Source organism: Streptomyces sp. NPDC087420 (assembly GCF_044744165.1).
Lineage (GTDB): Bacteria > Actinomycetota > Actinomycetes > Streptomycetales > Streptomycetaceae > Streptomyces.
Window position 1 is genome coordinate 24,587 of sequence record NZ_JBIUXU010000020.1, and the last position, 25,449, is coordinate 50,035.

Below are 25,449 nucleotides of genomic sequence, written 5' to 3' on the forward strand. Positions count from 1 at the left end.
GGCTCGCGTGCGACTGTCCCCCGCCGCCTCCCGGATCGTCACCGCCGCCCGCCGACGGCACCTGCGATTCACCCGCCCACCCTCTGGAGCGAACGCATCGGCGTGCGCGTCGCCCGCAAAGGAGTCGAGCCCGGCCAACGGTCAACGAGCTCGTGCGCGGTCAGCGGTGAGGCATCGAGCCCTGGATCGTCGATCATGGCCGCGTGGTGGGGAAAGTGACGCGCACAGCGATCATCGGCGACCGGAGGACCACGGGCCGGTCGGCCGCCTTGATCGCTGGACTCGCCGCCGAGGTAGGACCGTTGTGGCATGAGCGGCACCGGTCCAGGCTCGCGTCCCGGCCGCGGGAAGCGTGCCGTGGGCGCCGGTGCGAAGCACCGCACGGTCGTCGTCGACCGGCTCCTGGCCGGGGTTGTTGACCATCTTGGCGCGACCGGAAAAACCGGCCACCTCCTCCAGAACGCCGCTCAACGCCGCTCGCACGGCCCCGTCCTCGGCCTGCAGGGCGGCATGAGAGTGATCTTTGTCGACCGCCCAGATGTTGGGGTTGAAAAGCACCTCGTCTCCGTCGGCGCTCCGCTGACGAGTGCACAGATGCAGCGACTCGAGGTCCTCGACAGCCCGGACAGCGAGAGCTTCAGGCCCGAGTGCCGCGCATTCCTCCTCCGCCGTCGAGACGGTGATCGGCATGATGGTGGTCGTACGGAGAATCCTGAGAGCCATCATCTCGAGCGGCTCGGGCATGACGTGGCTGAGGACGCTGTCGGCGCGCTGGTATAGGTCGTCGATAGGCGGGATCTTCTCGGACACCACCTTGATGGCCCCCTCACGGTCGCGCTCGAGGTCGACAAGGCCGAGAACCTCAAGCGTGGGGAGGAACTCCCTGCGGATCTCCCGCTTGCCGATGCCGGCACTGACCCCGAGGGCCTCGACACGCTCGGGCGAGCTGACACCGCTGCCCCGTAGGCGGAGGGCGAGCTCGAAGACCCGGCCCGCGAACTCGAGCTGGGCCAGGTCGGCCTTGGGCTGGCTGGCCCCATAAGTGCTCAGGTGTCGTGACATGCCGACAAGAAGTTCTGCAGTTGGTAGCAACGGAGTCTCCAGGAGGGCAGCGGCAAGTCGCCACAGCGTCGTCGTGGTCCGGCGGCCGGGGTGACTCGGCCGCAGTCCATGCTGCGCCACACCCCGCCCGGATAATCACCTTTTCAAGAGATCCGACGGCGGGAAATCATCAAGACCCGGCGTCGGTGGTGAAGGTGGCGATAGCAGGTGTGGGCCCGACCCGCTGTCGAAGCCAAGCGCGTCCGGGCCCTGGACCTCCACGCGGAATGGTCCGGCGTCCGGCAGGCCGCACGTCCTGTTCCTTCAGCGGTCTGGCGACCCGGGTCCCAGCTGACGTGGTGTGCCAGGTGTTACCGGCACCGCAGAAGACGACAGTGCGGCGGGTTCGGTCAGTGAGCCGCTCACGGGCTATCCCGGAAAGCGGCTCTTCAGGGGCGCCGGGTGGAGTTGAGGCGGCCGAGGACCCACTCAATAAGTTCTTTGGTCATCTTGAGGTCGGGTTTGTCCTTGATGGCGTCCTGGGCGTGGAAGGTGATGCTGGCCCAGTTGCGGAAGTGGCCGTGTGCGCCGTTGTCGTCGGTGAAGGCGAGGAGGTCGTCGTCGGCCTCCTTCCAGACTGGGTGGTAGAGAGGGATGGTATTGAAGACCTCGGCGAGGGTGAGCGGTTTGAACTGCTGGTAGTGGTAGATCCGGGAGTGCAGGGGCGCGTGGCGCAGTACTCGTTGGCGGGTGTTTCCGCTGCCGACGAGGATGACGGTGAGGGGGATGCTTTCGTTGTCCCACAGGATGCGGGTGGATTCCATGAGGGATGCGCTGATGTTCTGGACTTCGTCGATCAGCAGGACGTAGGGCTGGGCCGCGAGGGCTTTCTGGATGTCGAGTCTGCAGGTGGCGAGGTTGTCGGGTGGTTCGCCTGGCAGGGCGAGGGCGCGCCAGAGGGTGTGGAAGACCTCGGTTTTCGTGGCGGTGTCGTCGAAGCGCAGGCGGAGGGTGTTGTGGGGTGCGTGCTTTCGCAGGGCCCGGTGTACGGCGAAGGTTTTACCGAGGCCGACCTGTCCGTGGATGCAGGCCATGGAGCGGTGCTCGATGGCTTTTTTGATCAGTTGTTCGGTTTCGCGTACGGCGTTGGTACCCATGGTCTGGGCTCCGGGGAGGCGTTGGAAGTGGTCGTGGATGGGGTCGGGGAGGGGGAGGGTGCGCGGGGGGTTGTGGGTCACGGGTGGGGCTCCGTCTTGTCGTGCGGCTTGTCGGGGCGTTCGTCGGTCGGCTCGTCGGACGAGCGGTTGAGGGGCATGATCAGGTCGTCGGCAGGTGCGGGCAGCGGGATGAAGTCCGTTGAGGTCTCGAACACCGCGCTGGCGCCGCCGAGCTCGCGGAGCTGCTCGGCTGCTTCGTCCTGGGTGAGGGCGTCGAGCCGCCTGGGTGGGCGGGCTTGGGTGACGGCTTCGTAGCGTGCGTTGCGGTTCTTCTCAGCCTTCTTGAACTCCGCGCGCAGCCGGTTGGCTTCGCGTCGTCGGGCCTGGTCGAGTGCTTTGCGCTGGGTGGGGGTCAGTTGGTCGGCCAGGAAGGCGGGGCCGAGGTGGCGAAGGGTACCGGGCTCGTAGAGTTCGACGCGGTGTTCGTGGTGATGGAGGTAGCGCAGGTGGACCTTTTCACCGACGCGCCCGTGCATCCAGTCGCTGATGTAGTCGCGTTTGCGCCAGCGGACGCCGCTGTTGTTGATGGTCAGGGGTTTGCCGGGGCGTTCCAGGGTGTAGGTGTGCATCTCTTCGGGGGAGACGTGGAAGATGGGGGTGAGGTCGTCCTGCCATGCCTGGTGGGGGGTTCTCCTGTCGAGGCTGTCCATGGGGTGGAGGGTGTTGCGTCTGTCGACCCAGTCGAGGACGTGTGCGACGAAGGCTTCGAAGTGCAGGAGCGGCTGGTGGGGGTCGATGGGTTTGCCGCCCGGCGTGGTGGGGGCTTCGGTGTAGCCGGGGAAATCGGCGAAAAGTGTCTTCTTGATGGCGCCGTTGGCTGCTTCGACGATGGGTTTGAGGTCGGGGCGGCGTGGTGGGAGCACGATGTGCTCGGTGCCCAGGGAGCCGAGCGCGTGTCCGACGGTGTCTGAGAGGAAGTCGCGGCCGCCGTCGACGCGGATCCGGTCGGGAATGCCGCCGTAGGGCCTGTGGGGTTCGTCGGTGAGGATCGCGTCGTACAGGGCGACGAGGATGCTTTCCCTGCTGGGTGTGTGGGGGGTGACGGCGACGCCGCAGATGCAGCGGGTGGCGCAGTCGATGAACCAGGTGATCCAGGGTTTGCGGATGTGTCCGTCGAGGATGACGGGCACGCTTGCTTCGACGTGGTCGGTCTCCCATGCGTAGTTGCGGTGGTGGTGGTCGCGTTTGCCGTGGATGTCGAAGGGGCGGCGGGCTGCTTCTCCTCCTTTGAGGCCGGCGCGGCGGCCTTTGCTCCAGTGGCGTTCGGCCGCGCGGTGGAAGGTGGCCAGGGACGGCAGTTCCTCGTCCTTGAAGGGTTCTGCCGTGAGTTCGCGGTGTGCGGCGGTGACGTTGCCGCGCCAGCGGGCGATGACTTCGGCGGCGTGGTCGGTGAGCTGGTAGGAGGGGCGGCCCTGGGGGGTGTAGATGCCGTTGTTGGCCTCGGCGTTCTTGATCCACCGGCGGACGGTGCGGGAGGTGACGTCGTAGGTGTCGCACACGGCGCGGAGGTGCCAGCGGGTGAGGGTGTCGTGTTCGCGGTGGTGCAGCAGGCGGCGGACGGTCAGGGCGCGCAGCTGGGTGTCGTCGGGGGCGGGCGGGGTGGGTTGGTCCATGGCGGTTTCTCCAGGCGGTTCAGGCGGGGCTGAGGGTGAGCAGGCCGGCTCCGTAGGCTTTGCCGCGGCCGACGCCTTCGCGGATCGCAGTGTTCAGGAGGTCCGGTTCGCTGATGGTGGCGGTTCCCTCGAACTGGGTGAGGCGCTCGTAGGGTCCGGGGCGCGGGGAGGGGAAAGGGCGGGGTGCGGCTGTGGGCGGGCCGGTGAGGTGCAGGCCTGCGGAGGGGGCGCGTCGCTGCCACCAGGCGATGGCGTCGGGGCCGGTGAGTGGGGTGAGTTTGCCGCGTCGTCGTCCGGTGACGGGGTGGGGTACGGCGGTGGCGCTGCGGCTGACGACGGGGGCGGCGGTGATGCGGTAGCGCACGGGCAGGTGGGGGGTGAGGCCGGTGAGGATGGGGGTGAGGTCGTGGGTGGTGGCGTCTCCGTAGCCGTCAGGCAGGCCTGCGAGGTGGGGGGTGTCGGCGGTTTGGACCAGGAGGACGGGGTCGAGGCCGGGGTCGAGGCGGAAGAGGAGGCCGCCGGCTTTGCGGGGGTGGTCGCCTTGGGGGTCGGGCAGCAGGCGCATCATCGTTTTGTGCAGGCCGGGGCGGTAGGCGAGGTCGTCGCGGGCCTGGCGGTGGTGGCGGTTGAGGACGATACGGGTCAGGGTTGTCGGCACGGGGCGTCCTTGAGGATGTAGTCGGTGAGGGTCTCGACGGGGCGGGGGCCGGCGTAGAGGGTGGCGGGCAGGGGTTCGGTGGTCTTCCACAGGGGCCGGGGCAGGTGGCTGCGGCGGGTGGAGGCGAAGTCGACGGGTTCGCTGGGGCTTTCGCGGTCGGGCGGGGTGCCGGGGTACGGGGGCTGCTCCGACCAGAACACGACCGGGATGTGTTCCTGGCCGGGGTGGGGCGGGCGGGCGAGGGTGAGGGGGACGCGGTCGCGCAGGGCGTGGTGGGGGTCGGGGATGTCGGTGTGGATGAGGAGGGGTTCGTCGGGCAGGCAGATGCGCCGGCCGAGGAAGGGGCTGAAGTGGGGGAAGGCGAGCGTGGTGGCGATGTGCGCGAGGAGCGGGGCGGGGCCCTGGACGGCGATGGCGAAGACGGCGCCGACGAGGTAGTCCCGTCGTGAGATGTGCGTGGATTTGTCCCTCGTGCGGTAGGTGCCGTCGCTGGTCGGCAGGCCTTGTTTGTGGGGGCGTCCGCCGCCGGTGGTGTGCCAGTCGCGGTAGGGGGTGCCGGGCCGGTCGATACGGATGGTGAGGACGAGGTCCCGGTGGGAGGGGGTGCCGGGGAGTTCGGGGTAGGGGTCCAGGGCGTGTTCCCTGGTGCGTCCCTGGGCGGCGGCGAACATCCCGATCAGGGCGGAGCAGGTCGGGAAGGCTGCGGTGTCGCGGTGGGCGAAGGTGCCCGCCTCTCCGTAGGACTGCAGCGGGCCGGCGGCGCGCAGGACCAGTCCCCGGCTCATGCGGCCACCTCGTCAAGGGTGTCGTCGGGGGTTTCGGGCAGGGCGGCGCGGGAGCAGGTGGCGGCCAGGTCTTCGAAGCTGGCGTGGTGGGTGCCCAGTTCCTCCAGAGGGGTGCCTGCGGCGATGGCGTGGCCGTGGGTGATGCGATGGCGGGTGCCGATGAGGCGGTCGATGGTGGTCGCGTACTGGGTCAGGGCCTGGCGGGCAGGCGGAACGTAGCCCTGGCCCCGGGAGCGGACGGGCTCGTCGAAGGCGGCGCCGTAGGAAACGGGGCGGCGGTCGCGGACGACGTAGTGGACGAGGTCGGGGACTGTGTGGGCGGCTGCGGAGGTCTGCCCGCCGCGGGGCATGGTCATGATGAACGCCTGGGTGAACAGGTCGACCAGGGTGCGGGCGGTGGCGGTGTCGCCGTCGAGGTTGGCCACCAGGGTGGTGATGTTGATGGTCGCGAAGCGGTAGAAGAGCCCGGTGGCGCGGTAGGCGGTGTTGAGGTGGGCGCTGCCCTTTTCTCCGGGGCGGGGCCAGTCCTCGACGGCGGTGAAGTAGTCGGGTTGCAATTCGCTGCGGTGGACGGTGAAGGCTGGCGCCATCTGCACGGCGGCTTCGACATGTCCGTCGGTGATCTCGGTGAGCATGCGGCCGAAGAGGCTGATGGAAGCGGTGCGGCGGACCAGCAGGGCGGCGATCTCATCGGTGGGCAGGAGCGTGGGAGCAGGCTTCTTGGACGTGTTCTGCCGGTCCAGAGCCTCTTGGAGGGCGTTGCGGTGGGTATCGCACAGCACGGTCAGGTGGCGGACGGTGTCGGTGGGCACGTAGAACATGGCCTGGGTGCGGTGGCCTTCCTCGGGGTTGGTCTTGAGTCCTCCCTTCTTGGCGCTGGCTGCGATCTGCGCTGCGGCGAACATGGCGAGGTCCTCGGGCCAGCCCTGGCCGTGCAGGGTGTCGGCGACCCTGACGGGGATCATGCGGGTGCGGGCTGCGCGCTCGTCGAGTTCCGCTTCCACGGCCAGGCGGATCGAGCGCTTCCACGCTTGCGAGGAGACCATCGTGCGGGTGGCGCCGCCCAGTTCGAGGCTTTTGGGTTCCCCGCTCTCGTCGCTGTTCAGGTTGGCGGCGGGGGTGGGGTGCAGGGCGTGGATGTCGAGGTGGCGTGCGGTGGTCACGGGGTTTCCTTCGGGGTCGGGGTGAGGGTGCGGTAGAAGGCGTCCTGCCAGCGGGTGGCGACACGGCCTTGGTCGTAGGGGCGCCTGGCCAGGTCGTCGAGGAGGACCGGCCAGTCGGGGATCAGGCCCGCGTCGACGAGACGGCCGGTCAGGGCGGGCAGGCGGCGGTGGAGTTGGTTGTCGCCGAGGCGGACCATGACGGCGAGGAGTTCGTCGGTGCGCGTCTCGTTGAAGCCGGCGGTGCGCACGGCGTGGGCGAGGGTCTCGCCGAGGTTGGGCCGCCGCCTCCAGAGGCCGGGGTCACCGGGGTCAGCACGCTCGCGAGCGGGCGCGCCCCCACCGCGGTCGGTCAACTCCCCTGGGCTCGTGGACTCACCGGGGCCGGTCGGCTCCCCTGGGACCGTGGACTCACCGGGATCGGTCCACTTGTCCGTGGTCTCGGGCCGGGTGGGGCCGGGACGCTCACGGGTGGTCTCATGCCCGTCGGTGGTGGTGTCCGGGTGGTGTGCTGCTGCGCGCAGGGCGCCGAGGGGGTCGACGTGGGCGATCATCGAGGCGACGGTGTAGTGGGCGCGGCGGTGGCCGTAGCCGCGGGTGGGTACGGACAGGAAGCGGTGCATGCCCTCGCAGTCGTCGACGGGCCGGCTGCGGCCGTTGCGCAGGACGCGGCGTGCCTTGGGGTCGGTGCACGCCTCCTCGACGAGGGCGGCGAAGCGGATGTAGTGGTGGCGGTACTCGGTCGCGGTGGGCATCACAGGTCCTCGCGTCGGCGGGCGGCGGGGGGCGGGCGGAAGAGGGCGTCGACGGCGTCGGCGACGGCGCGGGCCGCGGCCCGGTGGCGGAAGCGGGCGCTCGCGGTCGCCGCGCGCAGTGCCTGGGCGGCCGCGGCGGCGAACTGGGGCTGTGCGGGCGCCTGGGGGTCGGTGTCCACCAGGTGCCAGAACACTTTCTCGGCCTGCTGCCAGTAGAGGTTGCGGGCGGCACTGGTCCAGGAGGGGGTCTTGCGGGAGGGTGCGGCGTGGCCAGTTTCCTTCCAGGCCCTGCCGGAGAGGAACGTCAGCCGGGAAGCGGTGCTCTCGGCTGCGGTGCAGCACTCGGCGATGCGCTCGGCGCGTGCGGGGTCGTGTTCCTGGCTCCAGGCGAGGAAGGGCGGGGTGATGGCGGTGTACCAGCGGCGCTGGACGGCTTCGGCGTCCTGGTCGAAACCGTGGACCCGTACCCGCAGGGCCCTGCGCACGTCGGGCGGGAGGTCGTTGAGGGTGTCGAAGACCTCGGGGCGGCGGACCGTGCGGTTCTCGTCGGGGGCCAGTACCAGGGACTCCAACTCCCGCCACCAGGCCCGGTCGGCGTCCGCCCGGCGCGGGAAGGCCACGGGCGGGCGGCCCTTGCCGGTACGGAAGGCCAGATAGGGGTCGGTGACCAGCAGCCGGGGCTGCTGGGTGGCCCAGGTCAGATACGCGTCGCGCACCGTGGCCCCGCCGTCGTCGCCGGGCACCAGGAGCACGGCGTGCCGGTTGAAGCCGGTCAGGCGCCGCCCGGGCCAGGTCGCGGGCCGTAAGGGCGCCTGCGGGTCGGGGAGTCGGGGCTCTTCCCACGGGCAGTGGTCCGGCTCCTCCTGCTCGTCCCCGGTGAATTTCGCCAGGCCCACCAGAAGCGTTTCGTACAGGGTGCGGCCCAGGGGGTGGAAGGACACGGTGGTGCGCAGGGGGCCGGCGGCGGTGCGGTGGCGGGTAAGGGTGCCTGCGGTACGGCTCCCGCAGCCGCCGGCCGCCCCGTAGTAGTGGTGGATGAGGAGGTGCTGGAGTGCTTCCCCCGTGGGCAGGGGTATCGGCGCCCGGTCGTGGTGGGAACTCATCCAGGCGAGGTTGTTGCCCGCGGGGCGTCCGAAGACGAGCGAGTTGACGCCGGACGGTTTCGGGCATTCCTCGCTCAGCCGGGGGTCCTGCATCCAGGGCCGCAGCGGGTCGAACACCTCGAAGCAGTACTTCTCGAAGTACGCGTCGACGGCATCGGCGTCGAACCCGCCGGCGCGAGTCAGGAGTTCGTTGCGGCGCTCGTTCCAGGCGTCGGCGTCAAGGTGGGGGTCATCGAGGCCGGTGACGCGGGCGGCGAGGACCGTCGCGATGCGCAGGATCGCCGATGCGACCGGGGCGGCCGCAATGGCGAGGTCTTCGATGGTGTGGGCGGAGAGGAGCAGGCCGCGCAGGCCGGTGCGGTGGTAACCGTGCCGGTCACGGACGTCGATCCAGGGGTCGTCGGCCGCGCTGAAACGGGCGCGGGCGGTCGGTGTCAACGGTGGTGCTCCCAGGGCTACGGGGAGAAATGGGCAAGGGAGGACAGCACCTCACTCCCCCCGGGCCAGGAAGGGGCCCACACCCAGAGGGCAAGAGACCATCACACAGCGGGAGGAAAAGGGCACAGAACATGCTGGTACCCCGTCAACATGCTTGTGGCACAGGGGTGGTCGGCCTCGGCGGATCTTCCGGCCGGGCACACCTCAACACAATCACACAGTGACCATGCATGTACAACCGGCGAGATAAGTCGTACGAATGATGCGATGAGGGTGCCGTGAAGGGTGAAACGTCAGCTCACGGTGGTATGGACGAGGCCGAGCTCGTCGTCCATACGCAGCAGGTAGCGGCCGTACTGTTCGGTGTGTTTCGTGTCCGCGGCGGGTGCGGGCAGCAGGACCAGGTCCGCGAGCACAGGATGGGCCGCCCACCCCGGCGAGGGAAGGTGCTGGGGGCTGCGGCGGGCGACCCAGGCGGCGGGAACGGGCAGGGTGTGCCGCAGCACCTCGCGGACGTCCGTGGTCCGAAGGCGCGGCCCGGTGGGCAGGGGGCGGCGGCCCGCCCGGTCGAAGGTGAGGATGCCGTCGCTGCCGGTGGTGCGGTAGCAGGGCAGCAGCCTGACGGGCAGGGTGCCGAGCCGGGTGGCGGCCTGGGCGGCGGTCAGGCGCTGGCGGTGCAGGTCGGCCAGCGAGGAGACGCGGCCGGCCGGCGGAATCAGGTGCGCGGCGCTCAGGTGCTGTTCGACGGCGTCCTTGGTCTGCAGACGGGCGGCGTCGCGCTTGAGGGCCTCGGTGGCCTCGGCGAACGGTGAGTGCGATCCGTGGATCCGCTCGACCAGGTCCTGCACGTCACCGGGCAGGTCCGTCACCGAGCGCGTCGCCAGCAGGTCCGCGGTGGCCCGCAGCAGGAAGGGGGCTTCCAGGGTGCGCCAGCCGCCCGGGATCGCGGTGGTGCCGGCGGCCGAGACGGGGTTGAGGACATGAAGGTCGGGGACATGGCCCTGGTTCCACCACACCGGACGGCGCGAGCGGCCGGAATGGTCCTCGCGTTGCCACAGGTGGGCGAAGCGGGCGAGGCGGCCCATGCGCTGCAGGAGGCGGCTGATGGACGCCAGGTCGCTGATCATCAGGTCGACGTCGATGTCCAGGCTCGTGTCCAGCAGGCTCGTGGTCACCACGACGAGGCGGCCCGGGCGCTGCCCCGTGGGGCCCAGTTGGCGGCGCAGAGCGTGCAGGAGCCCCTCACGCCGGTGGGCGGGGAAACGCGCGTGGAGCAGCACCAGGTCCGCGGGATCGCCGGACCAGGCGCTTTTGAGGTGGCGGTAGGTGTCCTGGGCGTCGGGGACCGTCGCGCAGGTCACCGCCGCGCATCCGCCCTCGCCGATGACGGAGGCGAGGAGGCCGCCGATGACCGCGAGGCGCTCCCCGCTCCCGACCGTCCGCGGCTGCGGGCCGAGCCGCTCGCGCCGCACCTGGTGGAGGCGGAAACGGGCCTGGCGGTGCTGTGCGGCGGCGTGGCGCAGACGAGCGGTCTCGTCCATGGTGTGGACGGTGGCGTGGGCGGCGTCCGCGAACAGCCACCCCGGATAGGACGGGGTGAATGTGCCCGGGGCCAGGGCTGCGGGTGTGTGTCCGGCGCCCGTGAGGTAGGCGCGCACCAGCGCGTCCGCGGTGGAGGCCGGCAACGTCGCCGACAGCAGCACCACGGGGGTGCGCAGCGCCCCGAACCAGCCCAGCAGGCGCAGCAGTTGCAGGTGGCTGAACGCGGACAGGGCGTGCGCCTCGTCGACCACGACCGTCTTCCCGGACAGGCCCAGCATCCGTACCGCGTTGAACTTCACGGGCAGGACCCCCATCTGCGCCTGGTCGACCGTCGCGGCACAGAACGGGGCCAGCAGCGACACGTCATGGCCGCGCAGCCACGGCGGCGGCTGTGTCACCCCCGCACCCAGCTCCTCTAGAACCTCACGCCCCAACGGCGCCGCCCCCGCCCCCTCCTCCTCCCCTTCCCGCTCCCCCACGGCGGCCGGCGGCCCGGGGGCGAGGGCATCGACGGCGACGGGCCGGTCCTCGCGGTAGGCGTCGGCCTGGCTGTGCACCAGGGCGACCGGCACCCGGCCGGTGTCGTGGCGCAGCACGTACTCCTCGAGCAGTTCCCACGCGGCGTCCGCGGTCGCGGTCGTGGGCAGCAGCCACGCCACCCCCGCACTCCCGCACGCGGCGTTGAAGACCCGTGCCGCCTGCAGGGCGGCCATGCTCTTGCCCGTCCCGGTCGCGTCCACCGCCACCACGATCCCCGCGCCCCTCTCACGCACCAGCGGGGGGAGCTGCTCCATCAGCGACGCCTGGAACACGTTGGGGCCCGGAACGTTCGGATGCGCCACCGCGAACGGCACATCCTGCCAGTCCAGGTCCTCCAGCCCGGCCGCCTCCGCCAGAGCTGGCGCCTCCTCACGGGCCAGGGCGAAATGCTCCGCGGCACCGAAAGCCGGCATGTGAGCGCGCGGGAGCCAGCAGGAACGCTGCCGCGCCAACTCTCCCGCCACCGCCCCCACACCCGCAGCGAGGACCGCGGCGGGAACAGACATCCGCACCGGAACCTCCACCGCCCCCGTCAGATGACGCACCACCGCCGCGTACCGGGAGCGCAGCCCACCCCACGCCTCGCCCCCGGCCGAGGCGGCGACCCGGCGCGCGGAGGCCGCACCGTCCACGTCGGCCTGGAGGAAGAAACCCCCGCAGCCGCCCACCACCTGAGCCGCCCGCACCCCGGGACTCGCGTTGCCCCCGCACGCGTAACCCGCCTCGGCCAGCACTCCCAACGCCACGTGCATCGAACTACGCGACGTCTCACCCCACCCGCTATCACGGCCCGCCTGCTCCGCCAGAGCCGCACCAAGACGCGCCCACCCGGCACGGTGCCTGCGCTGGAAGCCCGGTACCAGACGCCCCAAGTCCTGCAGCCCCGCCAAGAACGCCACCACCGACCGCGCCTGCCCCGGGAGCAGGCCCATCCCCTCGCTCAACACGTCACGCTGTGAGGCAGTCACCGTCCGGTCCCACACCTCGAACGCCATCGCCGCGCTGTCGAGCATCCCGAACAACAACGGATACGCCGTTCCCGTAGACACCTCGAACTCCGTCCACGGCCCCAGACCAATACCCCCCAGCCTGGAATCCTCAACAGCCCCCACCAACCCGCCCTCCCCCACTCACCAACGAACGCAGCGCTCCCACGACCAACCTCACACAACACAAACAAGCACAACCACAAGCAACAGGAAGCAGCAACAACCCGCCGCAACCGAGGGTCAACGCAAAGCACTGATAAAGTCGCCCAAGAACAGCAGGTCGCAAAGGGGACGCCCCGCGCAAGCAGGGCTGAGGCGGGCGAAACCGCCCGGGCGTACATCACCCCGGAGGACGCCCCGCGCAAGCAGGGCTGAGGCCGCATTGGATCGATCACCCCCGGTGCAGACATCGGACGCCCCGCGCAAGCAGGGCTGAGGCGAGCACTCGCCCTCGGCCGTCCTCTTCAGCTTTGGACGCCCCGCGCAAGCAGGGCTGACGCGATCTGGCGGGCGTCGTGGGGATTGTGGTGGACGGACGTCCCACGCAAGCAGGAATGACTCAAGTCTCGGCGTAGCTGTGAGATAGAGGCGACACAAGCCCGGCGCCAGCAGGGACAGGCCGGCATGATCTGTTCAACGTCGCGCGTGCCACGCGCGAGCGGGTGAACCAAGAGGCCGTACAACACACCATTGATATGGTGGATGCGCCCCACGCAGGCAGCGGTGACTCAATCCGAGGCGTGGGCCGCTGAAAGCCCAGTGTCATCAAGGACGAGGCGACCTGAGACTCCTTCTACTAGAGTGACGTCCGGACATCGCGCCCGCAGGAATGAGTCGTGGGCATGAGGCAGGATGAGGCAACATTGTCCTTGCCTGCGAGCAGATCGATGCAGGACGCCCCGCGCAAGCAGGAATGTGCCCAGTCCGTGGCAGATGTCGCGGAGAGTCAGGCCGCAACCCCCGCGTAAGCAGGGCTGAGGCGGCGGGGGCGAAGAAGCAGGGCTTCGATCAGTTGGACGCCCCACGTATGCAGGGCCGGCCGGTCTTGGCCACGGTGATCAGGTCCACCAGCACCGAGCCACGCGCAAGCAGGAACGAATCGAGCGGCCGCAAAACGCATCGGCGATATAGTAAGCACGCCCTGCGCAAGCGGGAATGGCTCGATGCGAGGCGTCGCGGTCATATAGAGGCGATGTGAGCCCAGCGTCAGCTGGAATGAAGCGCGCGCTGAGGCGCTCTCATACGAGCAAGCGTGCGCCGCGCGAGCAGAGATCTGCCGAATCGACAACCGGCAGGTTCGCGCTGGCAGAAGCCCCGCACAAGCAAGAACGAGGCGCGCTCACGGACGCGGGGCAGGAACAAGTCGTAGTACTCCCTGCGCAAGCAGGAATGACGCGATCTGGCGGGCGTCGTGGGGGTTGTAGTGGACGGGCGTCCCGCGCAAGCAGGAGCGAGGCGAACCGAGCGGCCACAAACGAGAACGTCAATATGGTAGGCATGCTCTGCGCAAGCAGAAATGACTCAAGCCTAGGCATGGCCGTGACATAGAGCCGAGGAGAGCCCAGCGTCAGCAGGGACGAGGCGACCTGAGACTCCTTCTACCAGGCCGACGTCCGGACACGCGACAGCGGGAACGAGCCGCGGGCGTGAGGCGGCGAGGAGAGCACCCCCGGTCTGAATGCCCCGCGCTAGCAGGGCTGAGGCGAGGGCCAGGACGTCCAGGCGGGTGGTGTCGGTAAAAGTCCCGCGCAAGCAGGAATGAGGCACACGCCGCCCAGGGCAGGTTCCGCAACTGAGCACCATCCCGCGTGAGCAGGAATGGCTCGATCCGAGGCGTCGCGGTCATATAAAGCCGACGCAAGCCCAGCGTCAGCCGGGATGAACCGAGCAGCCGCGAGACGAACCGGCGATATGGCTGGAACGCCTTGCGCGAGCGGGGCTGAGGCGATCCCGGAGACATCCGACAAGCTCACTGAGTGGGACGCCCCGCGTGAGCAGGGATGAGCCGCCGCCCTTGTGGCCGACGGGTCCGAGGATGTCGGAAACCCTGCACGAGCGGAAATGGGCCAGCATTCGGCTGGCCACCGTATCGCGGCGTAGAGGAAGCCGTCCGGGAACGGGCCCGGGGCCTGACCGGCGGAGGTCGGCTGACGTGTCCCCTGTCGCTGCGGAACGGACGGTGGGGCGCCGGGCGGTTGGCGACAGGCGATCGGACTCAGGCTGCCGTCGGCCTGGCGGCGGCGCTTCCGTTTCCGGGAACGGGCGCCCGCTGGTGCGTTGTTGACCCTATGTTGGCGTGATGGCACGTTCATGGACTCGGCTGCACGAGCATCTCGGCCACCGGCCCGGCCCGCTCACGTACGACATGGTCGCAGCCGCCGTGGCCGAGAAGCTCCCGGAGAGCGACGACCTGGACTGGAAGGGGGAACTGCCGACGTTCCTGCGCAAGCCCGGCCTGTGGAACGAGTTCGCGAAGGATGTCGCCGCGATGGCCAACACCCGCGGCGGACTGCTGATCTACGGGGTGAGCGACGAGATCGAGCTGGTCGGGATCGACCTGTCCGAGGTGGACGAGAAGCAGATGCGGCAGGCTCTGCGCAACGCGATCCAGCCCTACGTACCCGGGGTGGACCTCGTGCCCCTGCCCGCGCCCGACGGTGGTCTCGATGTCCTTGTCGTCGATGTCCCGCCCAGTGAGTCGGCGCCGCACTTCCAGTACGGGTGGGAGCAGAAGGACAAGGACCGTGCCACGTTCAACGCCCCCTACCGTGTCAAGGACGACACGTTCTACCTGGCGGAACACCAGGTCGCCCGGGCCTACCAGGACCGATTCGCACGACAGGACGCCGCCGGCGCGCTACTGAACGCGCATCTCGCGCACGCGACCGACACCGTCCTCCATCAGCCGGGGCAACGATGCGCGTGGCTGGTAGTCGCAGCCAGCCCCGCACGGCCGGTGCCCCGGATGGTTCCCGCCCCGACGCAGACGGAAGCACAGGACACCCTCGTCCGGGCCCAGGCCACCGCGAACCGACTGCACGACGAATTCTCGCCGTCGTCCGTCATGTCCCGGGTCCTGAACAGCGGCATGCACGTCGGGCTTCGCCGGTGGGTCGCCAGCAACTTCCTCGTCCCCGACCAGCGAACCTCCGCACGCCGCGTCATGGCGGAGCTCCACCACGACGGTTCGGTCGTCCTGTGTGTCGCGCTGGGCGAGAACACCCCTCAACTCGGCGACCTGGTCCCGGTCGACACATGGCTCCTCAACGCGGTGATCACCGACGCCGTCGCGGTATGCGACGCGTTCCGCCTCTCACGCACCCCCGACACCTCCTTCGACATCACCGCCACACTCGCCACGACCGCCCCGGACAGTGAACAACCCGCACTGGCACCCATCGGTTACAGGTACGGCCGATCGTCCGTTGTCGAGGATTCCCGGCATCCCGTGCGGCTCCTGCCTGCCTCGACCGAGTTGACTCCTGTAGCGGACGACGAAACGCTCAAGGCCTGCGTGGCAGAGCTGAGGAACGGACTCCTCAACCAGTTCGGACTCACCGTCAGCCTGACCTGACCGGCCCACTCGGATCACGGGGCAGATGATGGCAGACGCCCATCCTGCGCCCGTCCGACGCAGGTGCCACCCCGCCTCGAAACCTATTCGACTACGCAAAGCATTGATAAAGTCACCCAAGAGTGCCAGGTCGCAAAGGGACGCCCCGCGCAAGCAGGGCTGAGGCCGGACACTGTGCACACTGGTGCTCGCCTCGTCCTGGAGTTCGGCGCCGAATCCAACACCTCCGGCGTCATCCGATGACCGGCGAACGCCTCGTCCGCCATGTCCCCCGGGCCCTCCTCGTACGGGTCAACCAGGCCCACAGATGGCGCATCCATGCCGGGGCGGAGCACGCTGTGGGCGAAATTCAAGTCGGGCGTGTGTCCGCTGCGTTGGTAGTCGATCTCGTCCGGGTGGCTACGGATGCGGGCATGGTGCCAATGCGACGCCGAAGGTGACGTTGCCGTAGCTGGCGGCGCGGGGCAGGCGTATGGCGTGCCAGTTGGTGCGCGGGGCCGGGAGGCAATGCCGGCCGTCCGGCAGGAGCAGACGGCGCGGCAGCCGGAGCGCGGCCAGGGGGCGTGACGGGCCGGCATGAACCCAACCTGAAAAAGGGAGGCTGCGGGCGGTCATACGAGCCTCGGGGCAGACTCACAAGGCGCTCGAACTCCGGTTCAGCGCCCACTGCCTGACCTGCTCGATCGTGGCATCCGGCGTGGGCGCCGTCGAATGGACGACGAACTCCGCGTAGGCCGGATCATCGATCGGCAGTGACGTCAGGGGGTGTTCACGCAGCCGGGCCACGAGGCACCCGGCGGCGAGCAGGTCCCGGGACTTCTCGATGTCGATCTCGTGCTTGTCGGCGTGCCAGTAGGAGCCGTCGTACTCGATGACGAGGGTGCGACCGGTGGCGAGTTCGACGGTGATGTCGACAAGCCAGTGTGAGCGCCGGGCGAACGCGGCGCTGCGCAGCGACGGGCCGGACGCGGCCCGTCCGAAGGCGCGTTCGGCAGCCACGTGGTGGCTGAGTTCGACCTGCGACTTCCCGTGTTCCCTGCACTCGGGGCAGCCGCTGCCGCCTGTCCGGGAAGCCAGTGAGGCATGCCACACATGATCAGGGTTCGTGGAGCAGATCCAGGCCGGCACGAATCGTGTCTGCCCGGTAGGGCGTACCTGCCACGCCGTGCGCGGATTCGCCGGGGACCATTCGGCCGCCAGGTCCGGGAAGTGGTAGGCGAGCGAGTCTAGGATCGTGCGGCATTGGGGGCATCGAAGCCGCTGCCCCTTGTCGCGCTGAGCCGGTGATTCCTGCCACTGGTGCCCGCAGTCCGGGTCCTGCCACCACACGCTCTTGCGGGAGCCGGGAGATATGGTTGCGGCCCGGATGCCGCCGTTCTTCGACGGGTGCCACTGCGAGGCGATCTCCGCGGCCAGACGGAGCGCCGCCGGATCCACCTCGACGGCCTCAAGCCATTCGTCGAGTGTGTCCTGGCCACGGCAGGAAGGACAGCCGGCCGTCAGGTACGTGTGCGGCGACAAACGCGAATGGTGTCCTCGCGGGCAGCGGAAACGATGCCCGGGGCCACGGCCGGCGACCGTGACCGTACGGGGATCCGCGTCGTCCGCCCAGGCCGCGAGCAACTCGGGGACCTCGGCAACCAGCGTCGCCCTGTGGCGCTCGTACTCTGCCTCCCATGCCGCCCGCTGCTTCGATTCGCACTCGGGGCATCCGCGAACGGCGACCATGTCCAGGATTCTCCTCATGAACCGCAGCCCGCAGTGCGGGCAGCGCCAGGACACCTCACGGCGGGCCTTGAGCGTGACGGTCTCCCAATCCGCCGTGTCGTTGCCCTCGTGATCCCACCAGTCGACGACGGGCAATCCGGAGTCCTTGAGCAGATCCCGTTTCTTCGCCCCTCCCGCCCTGGTGGTGATGGAAATCTGACGGTCACGCTTGGGGTTGGTCTGACACCTGCACCCGAACGCGATGTCTCCCAGCCGCTCGGCACTGAGCCGCTCGCAGTACCGGCACCGCACATGGTGCGGGTCCTCACTCAGCGACGGTTCGGTCAGCGGCCCGAGGTAGTCGTAGCCGTTCCTCCCGGCGTGCTCGCGCGCCTCTGATACCGGCACGGGAACCAGGTCCGCGTACACTCCCTTGACCCGCCGGTCCTTTGCCGCCCACCCTCGCCAGTAGCAGGCCCGGCACGTCGCCTCCCCCAGCGTGTTCTTCTCCAGGGTGTACTCGAACCGGTAGTGCGCCTCCACCCCGCAGGCCAGACACCTCGTCAGACGCCACGCGGTCGGCTTGATGAACGACTCCAAAGGCTCCAGACCGCCAGCGCGCAGCATCGCCGTGATGTGGTCGTCACACCAGGAATCGCGTGAACGGGTGCGGTACGCGGCCGGCTGCGGGCAATCCGGCTCAGAGCACAGCTGAACCGTCTTTCGAGACGACGTAGAACTCACGTGCGGAGTCTCCCACGGCTGCCGCCACCGCTCCGGGCCGGTGACACCACGGCGTGCACCCCGCCACCCCACTCGCACGCGCGCGTTCCGGATCGCTGACCCTGATCTCGTAGCAACGCTTCGACGGTCAGGTGAAGTTGCGCAATCTACCAGCGCGATGGGCAGCCGATCCATCCGGCGCGCAGAGGTAGCGGCGGAACGCCTTCGGCAGGTCGCGCCGCAGTGCGAGAAGTCCGAGCACCCTCAAGGGACGGGATCCCCGGCCCGCCATCTACCCGCACGGGCCAGACCTGACCCCCGGCACAGATCGCAGGCCGCTTTCCCCGGCCTAGACGGCGCCTGCCACGGAACGGGATCAGTTCTCGATCCGAAGATCAAACGGTTCGTCAGCGCCATCGTCCCGTGATGCCCACACCGTGCTGGGTTACGTGAGGATCCGACGCGACCACCAGGCCGTACATCTATGCTCGCGTCAGATCCATTCCGATGACAGGAGGCAACCGGGCGGCGGGGCCGCTCCCCTCGAAGTGAGACCGATCGGGCCGCGGGCGAACACCTGCCAGCGAAGTCGATCCCGCTCCCGGCCCCCAGCCTGACGAACTGAGCAAACCATCCCCACGACAGCGCCCATGCTCAGCAGAGATCATTCACTGAACAACCCCTAGCGATGACGACAGACACCAATCCCGCACCCGCCCAACGAAAGTGCCGCCCAGCCTCGAAACCCATACAACTACGCAAAGCATTGATAAAGTCACCCAAGAGCGCCAAGTCGCAAAGGGGAAGCCCCGCGCAAGCAGGGATGAGGCGAAGGTCTGGCGGCTGAACGTCGTTGAGACGACGGAAACCCCGCGCAAGCAGGGATGAAGCCGGCAGAATGGTCGCGCGCCTCGGCCCCGCCCGGAAGGCCCCGCGCAAGCAGGGACGAGGCGCCATTCTGGGCCACTGCTCACCCTCAACTCAAACCTCTTAAAACCTGTAGGTCAGACGCAGTGCACTATAGCGATTCTCACGAAAATGTCCTGGCATTTCTCATGGCATGGCATCAAATTTTCTCACCTGATGTCACACCCTGGGCGGCATGAACACACGTTAAGACCAGGTCAGTTAAACCCGATTGGATCAGAAGATGTGACACCGAGATGAGAATCTGAGCGGTCATCGAAATGAGACTCAGCACCGGGCGAGCGCCATTGGCCGGACGGTGCGTTCCTGGACGTCGCTGCGCGGTCGGCGCACAGACGCGGGAGACGTAGCGATGATTCAGAACTTGGCGAGGTTCTGACCAGCACGGTGCGCTGACACCGCGACAGGTGGAACAGCTCCCGCCGTACGGACACCGTCAGCGTCCGCCGGAACCCTCCCTTGCGTGGACCTCGGCGCAGGTGTCCCAACTACTTCTTGCGAATCGCTCCTGTGGCCATCCAGTGGACCAGAAGAGCCGCAGTGTGCACAGCGGTCTCGGCAGCCTCTTGTGTCACTGGTCGGCTCGTAGGGCCGCCGGCATGCCGGTCGCGTTGGCCGTGCCAAAGGAGGTTGAGAAGTTCAATGACTCCGTCAATGCCTGCTGGCGCTCCCGTGCGATCTTGCACAACCATCTCGTACTTGTTCCTGCCCTGGTCAAGCGTCGATCGCACGGCTCCCAGGGTGGGTTCTGGTGACCTAGGAAGAAAGAGAGGGTTGGCTACAGCCTCTACCGCCTTCACGGACTGGGAGTAGGCGACGCTGGGGTTGGGGTTGATTCCATATGCGGCGGTGAAGGCTTCCCGGAGGTGCGCCCCAGCATCATGCTTCTGCTTTTCCGCCACCTGGACCGCAGCTTCCAAGGACTGCCGCAGGGTCTCATTGACTCTGCGGCACAATCCGTTCTCGTCCGGGTTGATCGTGTAGGCCGATCCTCCTTCAGTGAGGATCGTGTCCAGCTCCACACGGAGGTCACGGGTGGAGGCCCCGTTGTGTCTACCTACGTTGAAGGGCCTGACTTCCGCGAGCCGCCAACACCGCGTCAACGATCTCTATGAAGATCATCGGGTTATTTTTGTCGCGGTAATTCACCAGAGCCATCTCTGGCGAATCGTTGTTGAGGACCGTGGACGGCAGCCGCAGACGCAAGCAGACAAGCCCAACGAGCTGATAGTTTCTTGTGGCCTGCATGACCCATTGCCGGACGGGGATCTCCAGGTGATCAGGAAGCTCCTCGAAAAGAACTTCTGGATCTTGCTTGCCGCTGAGGCGGTCCGTCAGCCGACGCCATGTTCCTGTCACGTCATAAGTCTATTTCCGCGCCGCCCGACTCGGCCCTACTTTTCCGAGTTGACCGGTTGTCCAATAGCCATCCAGAGCTGGGGGAGTCGGCCTTGACCGGCGACCGCAACCGCGGTGGTGGCGGTCGCGGTCCTCCTAGCTAGCGCCGTCGCGCCCCAGCCTTGCGCGTACTTGAGTGCAATGCCGTAGTGCTCAGCGTGCCTTCGGCAGCGCGGCCAGAGTGCGGCGTTCCTCGCCGTGGCCGTTTCCATCACTGCGGTTCACGGCACGCACCCGTAGGAGGGGCCGCAGGCCAACGCAGGGCTGAACCACCCGTACGCGGTGACCGGTCCGGCCCCGTGTCCTTTGACCGGACAGCGGCCCCGGTTCGACCCCGTTCCCGGGGCCGCCACCCCCGCCCCACCGTCATACGCGTTCTCGTGCGTATCCCGCCGTACGACCCGCTCAGCGGCCAGGCTCCCGGCCGCGGTACGGGCCCGACTGCCGGGAAGTAATGTGCCAGCCGGAGGTGTTTCGCTCGGGCGGCTGTTACCCCCAGGTCTATCTGCGAGGCGGGGGAAGTGAAGAGGACTCAGGCCAAGGGGTTCAGCCTTTTGGCCGTACTGCAGTGAACGGTCCTCTGATGCCGCCACAGCTGGACCATCGTCAGTCCGAGCAGCACCGCGAACACCACCGCCAGAGCGCCGGCGATCTCCGACTGCCGGCCGCTGCTCACCCGGCCCGACTGCAGGACCAGGCCCAGTACGGACAGTGTCATTCCGACCAGGTACACCGAACGCACGCGGCGCAGCTGCCGTACCGCACGGGGGGCAAGGGCAACACGCTTCATCAAGGCCATACCGGCCCCGGTACCCCCGCCCGCCCGAAGCAGACATCTCGTCCCGCCGGGAGCAGGCAGAAATCTCCGGCCTCTGTCCACAGGCCCGCCTCGAACTGCCATGCCAGGGCAGCCTGACACGAAACGAGCCCCCACCCGTGCCTGATCCACCGCGTTCCGGTCGGCGTGCGGAACGCGCGGCGGACGGTGCCCTCCTGAGGTGACGTCAACTCCCGGGATGCTGACGCGCAGCGGCGAAAAGGCGTTGCGCGGTTCGCTCACCGGCCTGGTAGCGGTGGACGATGTCGGGGGTGGTGAGCGGTGTCCGGCCGGCCAGTTCGGCGATCTCCGCAATGCGGTGGTCGTGGCGGGGGCGTGGTGCCCGGTGCGGGGGGCGGCGGGCACCCGGCTGCGCCGGTCAGCGGCCTCCCCCGCGCGCTCCGTACCCCCTCCCGCGCTGTGCCCGAATACCGGGACAGGTGGTTACGGAGTGGCCGCGGACGGCGCACAGACGTGGGAGGGGCACCTGTTCCCCGTCATCAGACGCCCATCACGCGGTACATGCCGATCGAGTCGTGCGTCGCGGTGTCGGCGAAACCGAACTTCTCGTAGAGAACACGGGCGGGGCCGTCCGCGATTAGTGAGACGTAGGCGGTGGCGGGCGCCCTGCGTTCCAGTTCCTCGGTGAGCGCGGCCATGATGCGCCCGCCGAGGCCGTGGCCCTGGTGTGCGGGATGGACGCAGACATCGACGATCTGGAACGCGGTACCGCCGTCACCGATGATGCGGCCCATGCCGATGGGTTCTCCCTCGTGGTGGAGGACCACCCCGTGCCATGTGTGGGGCAAGGCGAGCGCCACCGCTTCCGGGGCCTTGTCCGACAAGCCTGCATCGGTACGCAGACGCCGGAACACTGCCACGGAAGGCACACCCTCACGCAACTCGTACGGATCACTCAAGCTGCCCACTTCCGATCGTGTGATATCTGCGGCAACGGCCCACGAGTATTTTGGACCTGGCGTCGTACGGACAACAGCGGGGCCGGACAGGACGATTCCCGTCCCACCCCGCAGCCGTGTAGTCGGCCGAAGCCGAACGTCTCCTCGGCCGGGACGAGCCGGCTGACTCGGAAGCGTGAGGTCAGAGTTTGAGGAGTGCTTGGGCCGGTTCGTCGGGGTGGGTGAGCAGCGACTCGTGGGTGCCCGGGACCATGACGGGGTCGACGCCGAAGGCGACGTGCGCATCCCGCGCGGGTTCCTGGTCGGCCGAGTCCCTGTCGTTCTCGCTCAGAGCGTAGGCGGGCGGAACGCCAAGGGTCGTGATGTCGGGCAGGTCGGGGAAGCGGGTCGGGGAGGCCGAATCCGTACCGGGCGGGCCGGGCTGGAGAAGTTCCCACAGGAGGCGCTGGACGGGTTCGGGTTCGGGTTCGCCGTGGATCAGGGTCTTCCTGACGATGTCCAGGGGCGGCAGTCAGGCCGGGGGTGTGGACTTGATCGCAGTGTCCCGTGCGGCGGCGGGGCCGTTTCCCGCCAGCTCGTCCCGCCGCGGCCACCATCTCGGCGGCGACCTGCGCCCACTCCGCGTCGGACAGGACCCGGTCACCGGGGGCGTTACGGACCGAGACGTGCCACACGTGCTCGGCGGTGCTCTCCCCGTCACAGGCCCTCTTCGGCATCACGATCTGGAGCGCCTCTCCCACATCACCTGAATCGTCGCCCACTCACGCTGCGACCGGGCGGCAGCAATCTGGTCAAGATCCGTCAGAATGCTCTCCACCACGTCCGGGGCGTTGGCACCGTGATGCTGGAGAATATGCAGGCGGAGCCTGCGGAAGACCATTCCGGGTGGCATCGGGCAGGAGGACCTCGCGAAGGGCGCTCTCCAGTTCCCGGAACAGGTGCGAGACCAGCATCCCGGTCGAATGCAGCGGCAGATCCTCATCCGGCAGGGGCAGATATCGGCGTACCAGCCCGCGGGCCCGGGGCCGGACCGGCGCAGGCGACTCAGAATCCGCTGCCGCCTATCAAGGTCGGCCGGGCCGGGGCGTTGCCCGGACAACCGCTCCAGAGGAACCTCACGGTCCTGCGCCTGTGGCACCGGTGCCATCCCCTATCGGCCGGCCCAGGGGGTGCGCATCGAGCGACCCGCCGGCGGCTGGCCCGGCTGCGGGATGAAGAACTGGTCGAATCGCACCACCTTGCTGCGCGGACGCATCCGGGTGTGGTTGCCCACGTGCAACTCGTTGCCGAGTGGCCCGAGATGCGCGGGCGCCGGCGCCTCACAGGGCGTGCCCGATCCGACCGCCGTACGCCTACAGACCGCTCACACGCCGGCCATGACCGAGACCGCGTTCACCTTCCTCACCGATGCCCGCCGCCACGGTGATCTTGCCGGCCACTGGACTGGATCTGCGCGATCCACTACCCGATTCCGGCTGGACGGCAACTAGCCCACCGGCGTTGAGCGGCTAACAGAATGTTCTGACGTGGCGGTAGGTGATCAGGCGGCAGGCCAGTTTGAGGAGGGCTTCGTGGATATCGTCGCGGATCTTCCAGCGGATGCGTAGGCGGCGGAAGCCGTGAATCCAGGCATTGGTGCGTTCTACCACCCGGCGGACGGTGCCGAGTCCGCTGCCGTGTGGCGTGCCGCGTGGGGCGATGACCGGCTTGATGCAGTCCCAGGAGGCCCTGTTGCCGCAGTCTTTCGTGCTCGCGTCCGTGGCGTCCGACGCACAGTCTGCGGCGTGTGACTGTCTCGCGCACAGGTTCGGCAACGCGGCGGACGGGCCGGACCGCGTGCGGTGTTACGGCTCCGACACCGCTGGCACCCGTGTGCGGCCGCGCCCAGGCGGTTGCTTCCACCGGGTGATCCATCCGGGGGCGGTGAAACGAATCTGCCGTCGGGGAAAGCTTATGCATGTCCGGGATGTGGCACGGTTCCAGTCATGAGGATGATCACCATCTCGGCCGCAGCATTGGGTGCTGTTCTCGTCGCCGCTCCGGTATCTGACGCATTCGCGGAGCGGCACTGGGACAAGAGAACGAAATGTGAGGAGACCGACCCCGACGGGCGGGTGATCCCCACCCGCTACGGCAACGGCGATCTTGGCTGGAACCACTTCTCCGGCAAGCACAACATCAAGAAGTGCCGGGTCGTTGACGCCGCATTGGCCGGAAAGGTCGACAAGAAGAACGGGGGGCGCCTTGAATATCATGGTGTCGCTCTCAATGGCCGCAAGCGGGTCAACATCGTGGTGATCGTGCAGTACGCGCGCCGTACGGCCGACGGTGAATACGACGCGGGCAAGGGCAAGAAGATCGGTGTCATCACGGCCTACTGCAAAGGCGTCACCAAGTGTCCGAACTGGATCAACGAGTGAACGGCAGCTGGGAGGAGGCCGTCGAGCAGCAGGCGTACCTCACCCGCTTCCTCCTCGACCACACACTGGTGCCCCTTGCCGGCGGGACCTTTCTGCGCGGCGTGCTGCCGACGCGGGACGCCGTGCGGGTCGTCACCGGAGCAGCCGACGCCGAGGTGGAACCGGAGCCGGTTGTCTACGAGATCCCCTTGTTGGACGACGAAGACGAACCGGTGACCGCTCCCCTGGTGCTGGGGTGGTCACGGACGCTCGCCGCCGGCACTCCGCCCGGTTCGGACACCTCGGTGATGGGCATGGCGCTGGTCCGGGTGGACACCGATACTCTCGAACCCGCCCCACCGCCTCTCACGGACCAGGCACTGCGTGTCCTGCGCACACTGGCCTGGCCGTTCGTCGAGGCACCACCGAGCCCGGCGCTGTGCGGCTTCCTGTTCACCGGCCCGGACAGCCTGCGCCTCTACCTCGCCGTCGAGGAAACCGACGGCCTGATCGCGGCCGACGTACGCCTCACTGGCGCGCTGACCGCCCTCCTGGCCGCTCTCCCCTCACTCGTACGCGAGAAAGAGCGTTGGGCGCCAGACACGGCCGATCCCCACTGCTCCCACACAGTCGACCTGACCGCCTGGTGACCACTCGCGGGCCGAAGCCGCCCGTAGCCGAGTGGTATCAGCAGCGCGTCCGGTGTGTCATCGCCCAAGGGCGAGTTCAGCGCGCTCCTTTCCCATTCCGTGCCCGGAGACCCGCGCGAGCGGGAGCGAATCCCCCGTGCATGGCTACTGGACCTCAGCCCGTCGCGGCCTCTCGCTTGCCGTCACGAGGGCAAGCCTGCCGGTCGTGCTCCTCCTGGGCCGCCGCGAGCAAGCTCCGCCAGGAGGTCACGGTAGGCCGACAGCGTAGAAGAGCGCGTCGTTCCCTGTCCGTCATGCCGCCCCAAACGCCATGCTCGACGCGCTGATCGAGGGCATAGGCAAGACACTCCGTGCGCGCGGGGCAGCCACCGCAGACGGTCTTTGCGCGGTTTCGGGCCGCGCCCTCAACGAATAACTCGTCCGGGCCCGCGGTACGGCAGGCCGCCCGGATGCTCCACCCCGCCCAGTCCTCTCTCCATCCCGGCCGCCTCGT

The 25,449-nt window shown here is 68.6% G+C and carries 18 protein-coding genes, 1 pseudogene and 1 CRISPR repeat array; of the genes and pseudogenes, 3 read left to right on the top strand and 16 right to left on the bottom strand.

Going from position 1 to position 25,449, the window contains the following annotated elements; all coding sequences use genetic code 11:
• Positions 1-231: 231 nt before the first annotated feature.
• From ACIO1C_RS33220 to ACIO1C_RS33260, 9 genes are all read right to left on the bottom strand, one after another.
• A complete protein-coding gene (locus ACIO1C_RS33220) occupies positions 232-1,062 on the bottom strand; it encodes a hypothetical protein (RefSeq protein ID WP_401870801.1) in 831 nt (276 codons plus the stop codon).
• A gap of 428 nt (positions 1,063-1,490) precedes the next feature.
• Complete coding sequence (locus ACIO1C_RS33225; RefSeq protein WP_401870804.1) at positions 1,491-2,279, bottom strand: AAA family ATPase; 789 nt, start codon at positions 2,277-2,279, stop codon at positions 1,491-1,493.
• Positions 2,276-3,871, bottom strand: coding sequence for a Mu transposase C-terminal domain-containing protein (locus tag ACIO1C_RS33230; protein WP_401870806.1), 1,596 nt, complete (start codon positions 3,869-3,871; stop codon positions 2,276-2,278). The genes ACIO1C_RS33225 and ACIO1C_RS33230 overlap by 4 nt, the downstream gene beginning before the upstream one ends.
• Before the next feature lie 19 nt (positions 3,872-3,890).
• Positions 3,891-4,529: a type I-E CRISPR-associated protein Cas6/Cse3/CasE gene (locus tag ACIO1C_RS33235; protein ID WP_401870809.1), complete on the bottom strand. Its 639-nt coding sequence runs from the start codon at positions 4,527-4,529 to the stop codon at positions 3,891-3,893.
• Positions 4,514-5,314 (bottom strand): type I-E CRISPR-associated protein Cas5/CasD, encoded by an 801-nt coding sequence (gene cas5e / locus ACIO1C_RS33240; protein ID WP_401870812.1) that lies wholly within the window; start codon positions 5,312-5,314, stop codon positions 4,514-4,516. Before cas5e ends, ACIO1C_RS33235 begins: the two co-directional genes overlap by 16 nt.
• Positions 5,311-6,477 carry a type I-E CRISPR-associated protein Cas7/Cse4/CasC gene (gene cas7e / locus ACIO1C_RS33245; RefSeq protein ID WP_401870815.1) on the bottom strand — a complete coding sequence of 389 codons (1,167 nt, stop codon included), beginning with the start codon at positions 6,475-6,477 and terminating at the stop codon, positions 5,311-5,313. The genes cas5e and cas7e overlap by 4 nt, the downstream gene beginning before the upstream one ends.
• The gene (locus ACIO1C_RS33250; RefSeq protein WP_401870818.1) at positions 6,474-7,229 is read right to left on the bottom strand and encodes a hypothetical protein; all 756 of its coding nucleotides are present in this window, start codon (positions 7,227-7,229) and stop codon (positions 6,474-6,476) included. Before ACIO1C_RS33250 ends, cas7e begins: the two co-directional genes overlap by 4 nt.
• The gene (gene casA, locus ACIO1C_RS33255; RefSeq protein ID WP_401870821.1) at positions 7,229-8,770 is read right to left on the bottom strand and encodes a type I-E CRISPR-associated protein Cse1/CasA; all 1,542 of its coding nucleotides are present in this window, start codon (positions 8,768-8,770) and stop codon (positions 7,229-7,231) included. The genes ACIO1C_RS33250 and casA overlap by 1 nt, the downstream gene beginning before the upstream one ends.
• A 293-nt stretch (positions 8,771-9,063) precedes the next feature.
• On the bottom strand, positions 9,064-11,901 hold the full coding sequence (locus tag ACIO1C_RS33260) for an HD domain-containing protein (protein WP_401870823.1): 2,838 nt from the start codon (positions 11,899-11,901) through the stop codon (positions 9,064-9,066).
• 229 nt (positions 11,902-12,130) lie between these two features.
• Positions 12,131-12,402: direct repeats of the CRISPR family, unit length 28 nt; unit sequence GGACGCCCCGCGCAAGCAGGGCTGAGGC.
• 1,738 nt (positions 12,403-14,140) lie between these two features.
• On the opposite strand from ACIO1C_RS33260, the gene ACIO1C_RS33265 reads away from it, so the two are divergent.
• Complete coding sequence (locus ACIO1C_RS33265) at positions 14,141-15,415, top strand: helix-turn-helix domain-containing protein (RefSeq protein ID WP_401870826.1); 1,275 nt, start codon at positions 14,141-14,143, stop codon at positions 15,413-15,415.
• 633 nt (positions 15,416-16,048) lie between these two features.
• Here ACIO1C_RS33265 and ACIO1C_RS33270 read toward each other — a convergent pair.
• The 6 genes and pseudogenes from ACIO1C_RS33270 to ACIO1C_RS33295 all read right to left on the bottom strand — a co-directional run.
• Positions 16,049-17,866 (bottom strand): zinc-ribbon domain-containing protein, encoded by a 1,818-nt coding sequence (locus ACIO1C_RS33270; protein WP_401870830.1) that lies wholly within the window; start codon positions 17,864-17,866, stop codon positions 16,049-16,051.
• Between the two features lie 1,394 nt (positions 17,867-19,260).
• A complete protein-coding gene (locus tag ACIO1C_RS33275) occupies positions 19,261-19,794 on the bottom strand; it encodes a hypothetical protein (RefSeq protein ID WP_401870832.1) in 534 nt (177 codons plus the stop codon).
• Between the two features lie 31 nt (positions 19,795-19,825).
• Entirely contained in the window at positions 19,826-20,131 is a 306-nt protein-coding gene (locus ACIO1C_RS33280) for a hypothetical protein (RefSeq protein WP_401870834.1), read from the bottom strand.
• A gap of 571 nt (positions 20,132-20,702) precedes the next feature.
• Positions 20,703-20,969, bottom strand: coding sequence for a hypothetical protein (locus ACIO1C_RS33285; protein WP_401870837.1), 267 nt, complete (start codon positions 20,967-20,969; stop codon positions 20,703-20,705).
• Between the two features lie 518 nt (positions 20,970-21,487).
• Entirely contained in the window at positions 21,488-21,916 is a 429-nt protein-coding gene (locus ACIO1C_RS33290) for a GNAT family N-acetyltransferase (protein ID WP_401870839.1), read from the bottom strand.
• A 1,499-nt stretch (positions 21,917-23,415) separates the two neighbouring features.
• Positions 23,416-23,619: pseudogene (locus ACIO1C_RS33295) on the bottom strand (IS5/IS1182 family transposase); the annotation flags it as partial.
• A gap of 279 nt (positions 23,620-23,898) precedes the next feature.
• Between ACIO1C_RS33295 and ACIO1C_RS33300 the strand changes: the two are divergent.
• Together ACIO1C_RS33300 and ACIO1C_RS33305 are read left to right on the top strand one after the other, a co-directional pair.
• Positions 23,899-24,327, top strand: coding sequence for a hypothetical protein (locus ACIO1C_RS33300; RefSeq protein ID WP_401870841.1), 429 nt, complete (start codon positions 23,899-23,901; stop codon positions 24,325-24,327).
• A complete protein-coding gene (locus ACIO1C_RS33305) occupies positions 24,303-24,956 on the top strand; it encodes a hypothetical protein (RefSeq protein WP_401870843.1) in 654 nt (217 codons plus the stop codon). Before ACIO1C_RS33300 ends, ACIO1C_RS33305 begins: the two co-directional genes overlap by 25 nt.
• Positions 24,957-25,110: 154 nt before the next feature.
• Here ACIO1C_RS33305 and ACIO1C_RS33310 read toward each other — a convergent pair whose 3' ends face one another.
• Positions 25,111-25,407, bottom strand: coding sequence for a WhiB family transcriptional regulator (locus tag ACIO1C_RS33310; protein WP_401870953.1), 297 nt, complete (start codon positions 25,405-25,407; stop codon positions 25,111-25,113).
• Positions 25,408-25,449: the final 42 nt, after the last annotated feature.